The organism is Devosia sp., assembly GCF_030689745.1.
Lineage (GTDB): Bacteria > Pseudomonadota > Alphaproteobacteria > Rhizobiales > Devosiaceae > Devosia > Devosia alba.
The window spans coordinates 1-5,730 of sequence record NZ_JAUYGL010000095.1 but is presented as its reverse complement, the minus strand read 5'-3'; the positions used below and the strand labels follow the sequence as shown (position 1 = coordinate 5,730).

The following is a 5,730-nucleotide window of genomic DNA, read 5'->3' as shown; positions in this document are numbered from 1 at the left end:
TGGGTTGCCCGCATGATGATGATGGGGCTCGAGTTCCTCGATGAGGAGCCGTTCCACACAGTCTATGTTCACGCCCTGGTCCGCGACGAAAAGGGCCAGAAGATGAGCAAGACCAAGGGGAACGTCATCGATCCGCTTGAGCTTATCGACCAGTACGGTGCCGACGCCACGCGCTTCACGCTGGCGGCGATGGCCGCGCAGGGGCGCGACATCAAGCTGTCGATGAGCCGGGTGGAAGGCTATCGCAACTTCGTCACCAAGATCTGGAACGCCGCCCGGTTCCTTGAAATGAACGAGTGCCGCCGGGTCGAGGGTTACGATCCTAAAGCCAACACGCTGCCGCTCAATCGCTGGATCGTCGGGGCCACGGCGCGGGGCGCGGCCGCGGTCACCCAGGGCATCCTCGACTACAAGTTCAACGAAGCCGCCAATTCGGCCTATGATTTCGTCTGGGGCACCTTCTGCGACTGGTATGTCGAGTTCGCCAAGCCCGTCTTCATGGGCGAGGACGAGGCCGCCAAGGCCGAAACCCGCGCTACCGCCGCCTGGGCGCTCGACCAGATCCTGACCATCCTGCACCCCTTCATGCCTTTCGTCACCGAAGAGCTGTGGGCCGAGACCGGCAAGTTCGGCTCGCCGCGCCAATCCATGCTGATCCTGACCGAATGGCCCGATCTGGCCGGTCTCGAAGACGCCGAAGCCGATGCCGACCTGACCTGGCTGATCGATGTGATCACCAATGTCCGCTCGGTGCGCAGCGAAATGAACGTGCCGGCCAGCGCCAAGCTGTCGCTGGTGGTGGTTGGCGCCAATGAAACGACGCTGCGGCGTCTGGTGGCCGGCACCGCGCTGATCACCCGGCTGGCTCGGCTCGAGGAGATTACCCCGCAGGCCGACGTGCCCGGTGAGTCGGCCCAGTTCGTGGTCGGCGAAGCCACCTGGGCGCTGCCGCTGGCCGAGTTCATCGATATTCCCACCGAGAAGCTCCGCCTCGCCAAGGAAGTGAGCAAGCTCGACGGCGAAGTCGCCCAGATCGACAAGAAGCTGGGCAATGAGCAGTTCGTTGCCAAGGCACCTGAAGAGGTGATCGAGGAGCAGAAGGCCCGGCGCGAAGCAGCCGTAGAGCGTCGTCAGCATATCGCCGAAGCGCTGAAAAGATTGGGGTGACGCGGCCCCCCCACCTAGCCTCCCCCTGAAGGGGGAGGGACATATCCGGGACTAGATCACCATCACGCCACGCGACCTGAACGGCTCCTCCCCCTTCTTCAGGGGGAGGCTGGGTGGGGACTAAATCCGCCCCGACACCCGATGCAGCCTGGCATATAGCCCGCCCGCCGCCATCAATGTGTCGTGCGTGCCTTGCTCGCCGATACCATCCGCCGTCAGCACGATGATGCGGTCAGCATGGCGTACGGTGGACAGACGATGCGCGATGACAATGGTGGTGCGGCCTCGTGCCAGGGTCAGCAGCGCCTGTTGCACAGCACTTTCGCTGTCATTGTCGAGCGCGCTGGTCGCCTCGTCAAAGATCAGAATCGCGGGATCTTTGAGAAATGCCCGGGCGATGGTCAGCCTTTGCTTCTGCCCACCCGAAAGCTTGACCCCGCGTTGCCCGATATCGGTATCGTAGCCTTGGGGCAGGGCGCTGATGAACTCATGCGCATTGGCGGCCTTGGCGGCGGCGATGATGGCGGCATGATCGGCATCGGGCCGCCCATAGCGCAGGTTTTCCGCCACACTGCCACTGAACAAATAGATGTCCTGCGCCACCACGCCCACGCTGCGCCGCAGTGAGGCCAGGCTGACTTCCCGGGTGTCCTGGCCGTCAATGCTGATCTGCCCGCCCGTCACCTCGTAGAAACGCGGGATCAGCGCACACAGCGTGCTCTTGCCCACCCCGGACGGGCCAACCAGGGCGACAAACTCGCCGGCCTGGATCTCCAGCGACAATCCGCTGAACACGCGATTGACGTCTCCCTGGTAGCCAAAGCTGACACCTTGCAGGGTGATCGTTCCGGCGACCGGCTGCAACGCCTGCGCGCCGGGTCGGTCGGCGATTTCGGGGACCAGCTCGAGGATTTCCATGGCGCGCACAAAGCCGGTATAGCCCTCCTGCCAGACGCGAACCACATTGGCGAGGCGCTTGACCGGGTCGACCAGTACCCCCACGCAGAGCAGGAAGGTCAGCAGTTCGGCCGTCGACAGACCCGCGGTGAGGATGCGCAGTGCGCCCGCTACGATCACGCAGATGGTGACTATCTGGGCAAAGCCTTCCATGCCCACCGAGAACCAGGCTTCGTTGCGATATCCCTCGCGCCGGCTTTCAACGAACCGCTGGTTCTCATCGTCAAACTGCTGCAATTCAAGCAGTTCGTTGCCGAACGACTGCACCACCCTTATGCCCGCGAGGCTATCCTCCACCCGTTCATTGATCGCGCCGATACGGGCCTTGTTGCGTAGCCAGGCCAGACCAATCTGACGGTTGAAATAGAGCGCATAGATCACCGCGAGCGGAATCATTGCTGCGATCATGCCGGCCACGACCGGGTCAATCAGGAACAACACCGCCAATGCGCCAGTAATTTTGAGCAGGCCAATCGCCAGGTCTTCCGGTCCGTGGTGAAACAATTCTCCAAGTGCAAAGGTGTCGTTGGTGATACGGCTCATCAATTGCCCGACCTTGTTCCGGTCATGAAAGGCAAATGGCAGTTTGTGACAATGGGCGAACAGTTCGCGCCGGAGGTCGGCCTCGATGCGCGAGCCCATCATGTGACCTTGATAGTCGACAAAGAATGTCGCCACGGCCTGCACCGCGAACACCCCCAACATGAGTCCGCCAATGGCGAGAATTTGCTGTAGCCCGTTCTCGTCCCCGGAAAGCTCCGCCAGATGTCCGGTGATATAGCTGGCGCACAGGGGCAGGGCGACCGCCGACGCCGCTACCAGGACTGCACAGCTCAGATCGGCCAGCAGCAAGGGCACATGCGGCCGGTAGTAGGAGACCAACTTGAGCGCCCGCGCGCGGCGTAGCGCGGTTGCCGAAGAATGCTCGCGTTTGGTGGGAAAGAGCTTGCTTAGAAAATGGCTATGGCGCGCATCGGCTGGCGCCTCCGTCCACGGAAATTGAAAGTGCATGACCCGTCATGTCCTGTTGATGATTGACTGCTGCCAGTTCGGACATGGTTTTCATCGGGTACTCCCAAGGCTCAATTGTTGCACGCTTGAGTATGCGCAGGCCTTTACTTGTCGGCAACTGGGCTGTGGCGCTTTGCCGACCGCCTGTGCTGGTCCTGCCACAATTGTTCGTGGCGTCCTTATGTGACGATTCCGCAACAACGCATTTGAATCGAAATGGCCATCCCGACTTGCAAGGATTTGGCGATGTTTATCGCCACAATCTCACCCTAAACAAATCTGGCTAAGACATCCGGGGCGAATGGCAAGAGGCAGGTTGAGCATCGGCTCGCGACGTCTTGAGTTTCACACACCGTTGTCTGAACCGGTTGGCCAAACTGCTGATTTTGCGCGAATGTGCATACTTGTCAGGAGGTTGGCCAAGTTAGGGAGGTTAGGCTTTAACGTGACCGACGCGATAGCTGCGCAGAAGCGCACCACAATGCGACACGGCGAGCACGGAATTCCCGTTCTCGTGAAGGACTTGGCTTCAATGCGGTCACAAACCGGGTTTAATAATTTCTTAACAGTGCTTTTGACGTGTGGCGTCACACCGCAAAAGCCGTCGGCAGCGCCGGCAAACAACAGGGCCATTGGCTTGGCTCAATCGGGGTCAGCTCTATTGGCCCGGCAGAAGCACACCGTCCGCGTCACTGCGGGCAAAAGGAGTATAATGCGGACCATTAGGGACAATTCCCTGATCTCCGTGGCGATGGCGAGTTTGCTGACCTTGGCGGTCTCGATCTTGCCCGTGCACGCGCAGACTGCGGCCGATGCCGCACTGAATATGGCCAACATGCTCGACGGGGCAGGCGGCGGCATATCCAGTGGTGAACTGCTGGCCGCGCTGCAGAACGCCGCTGAGGCCGGTCAGCCCATGGCCATGTGGCAGCTCGGCACCATGTATGAAAACGGCGAGGGCGTGGCCCGCGACCCGGCCAAGGCCTTTGGTTATTTTGCCCAGATTGCCAATCAGCATGCCGACGCCGCGCCCAAGGGCGTTGAGGCCGATATCGTGGCGCGCTCCTTCGTCAAGGTTGGCGACTATTACAAACAGGGACTGCCGGACGCCGGGATTCCTGCCGATGCCAATCGCTCACACGCCCTGCTGCTGCACGCCGCCACCTATTTCGGTGATGCCGATGCACAATATCGCGTTGGCCTGCTGTATCTGCGGGAAGACGAGCTGGGGGTAAACCCTTTGCAGAGCGCCCGTTGGTTCTCGCTGGCGGCCCGCAAGGGCCATTGTCCGGCCCAGGCTCAACTCGGCGAATTGCTGTTCAACGGGGTTGAAGGGATCGCGGCTCAGCCGGTGGAAGGCCTTATGTGGCTGACGCTCGCCCAAGAGCGTTGCCTGGGCACGGCTGACGCTGGCTGGATCGATGAAAAACTCAATAACGCGCTGTCGCTGGCCGCTCCCGATGTGCAGAGCGAGGCCGCCGCATTGGCGCTCTCCATTGCGCCGCAATTTGCCGGCTTCTGATGGCATGGCGCTTGCTGCCTTCCTGCGCGCCTAGAACCAGCGCGTCTAGAAGCTGAACTGACCCTCAACCGGCACGTGGTCGCTCGGCCTGTCCCAGCCGCGGACATCCTTGTGGATGCGCACATCGTCAAGCCGGTCGGCCGCCTGTGGCGAGAGCAGCAGATGGTCGATGCGAATGCCGGCATTGCGCCGCCATGCCCCGGCCTGAAAATCCCAGAACGTATAGACCTGCTCACTCGTGGTGGCCCGCAGCGCATCGGTCAGACCCATATTGGTCAGGGTGCGGAACCGCTCAAGGCTCTCGGGCCGGTACAGCGCATCGCCCCACCAGGCCTGGGGATCATGCGCATCGATCGGCGCCGGAATCAGATTGAAATCGCCCAGCAGCACAAACGGCTCTTCCAGCAGCAGCCGTTCGGCGACATAAGCTTCGAGCCGCCGCATCCAGGCCAGCTTGTAGGGAAATTTCTCGCTGTCGACCGGGTTGCCGTTGGGCAGATAGATGCCGCATACCCGCACCACGCCGGATACGACTGAAAATACCCCCTCGATCAGCCGCGCCTGCTCGTCGCCGTCATCGCCGGGCAGTCCGCGGCTCACCTCGTCAAAGGGCAGCAGCGACAGGATGGCCACGCCGTTCCAGCTCTTCTGCCCATGGGTTTCCACATTGTAGCCCAGCGCCTCGATCTCGGCCCGGGGAAAGCCCTCATCGACCGATTTGATTTCCTGCAGCACCACGATGTCGGGCTTTTCCTGGCTCAGCCAGGTCAGCAGGATTTCGAGCCGGGCCTTGATGCCGTTGATGTTCCAGGTGGCGATGCGCATAAGAAGTCTCCGTTGCCGAACGCTACTTCTCCAGCGGGCAGGGGGCAACACTAGAGCGCGGCATAAACCGCGTTACGCACCGCGTCGACATAGGCGCCATCGACACCGGCCGGCGCGGTATTGCTCATCATCAGCACGGTTAGCTCCCGCGCCGGGTCGACAAACCAGGAATGGCCATAGATTCCGCCCCAGCCCAGCGTGCCGACGCTTTCGGGCGTCCCGGCCGCGACGGGATCAACGATGATGTC

Annotated in this window: 4 protein-coding genes and 1 pseudogene; 2 read left to right on the top strand and 3 right to left on the bottom strand. The window is 61.6% G+C overall.

Going from position 1 to position 5,730, the window contains the following annotated elements; genetic code table 11:
• Positions 1-1,167, top strand: a 1,167-nt coding sequence (locus Q8O80_RS08230) for a class I tRNA ligase family protein (RefSeq protein WP_305578823.1), incomplete at its 5' end; no start/stop codon positions are given.
• Between the two features lie 120 nt (positions 1,168-1,287).
• Here Q8O80_RS08230 and Q8O80_RS08225 read toward each other — a convergent pair.
• Complete coding sequence (locus tag Q8O80_RS08225; RefSeq protein WP_305578821.1) at positions 1,288-3,135, bottom strand: ABC transporter ATP-binding protein; 1,848 nt, start codon at positions 3,133-3,135, stop codon at positions 1,288-1,290.
• Positions 3,136-3,847: 712 nt separating this feature from the next.
• Between Q8O80_RS08225 and Q8O80_RS08220 the strand changes: the two genes are divergently transcribed.
• Positions 3,848-4,657: a tetratricopeptide repeat protein gene (locus Q8O80_RS08220; protein ID WP_305578819.1), complete on the top strand. Its 810-nt coding sequence runs from the start codon at positions 3,848-3,850 to the stop codon at positions 4,655-4,657.
• 45 nt (positions 4,658-4,702) lie between these two features.
• On the opposite strand, the gene xth is transcribed toward Q8O80_RS08220, so the two are convergent.
• Entirely contained in the window at positions 4,703-5,482 is a 780-nt protein-coding gene (gene xth / locus Q8O80_RS08215) for an exodeoxyribonuclease III (RefSeq protein ID WP_305578817.1), read from the bottom strand.
• Between the two features lie 50 nt (positions 5,483-5,532).
• Positions 5,533-5,730, bottom strand: a pseudogene (locus Q8O80_RS08210) (serine hydrolase); the annotation flags it as partial.

Coding starts and splice junctions, on each gene's coding strand:
- Q8O80_RS08225 (WP_305578821.1), bottom strand. CDS start 3,135: ATGCACTTTCAATTTCCGTGGACGGAGGCGCCAGCCGATGCGCGCCAT.
- Q8O80_RS08220 (WP_305578819.1), top strand. CDS start 3,848: ATGCGGACCATTAGGGACAATTCCCTGATCTCCGTGGCGATGGCGAGT.
- xth (WP_305578817.1), bottom strand. CDS start 5,482: ATGCGCATCGCCACCTGGAACATCAACGGCATCAAGGCCCGGCTCGAA.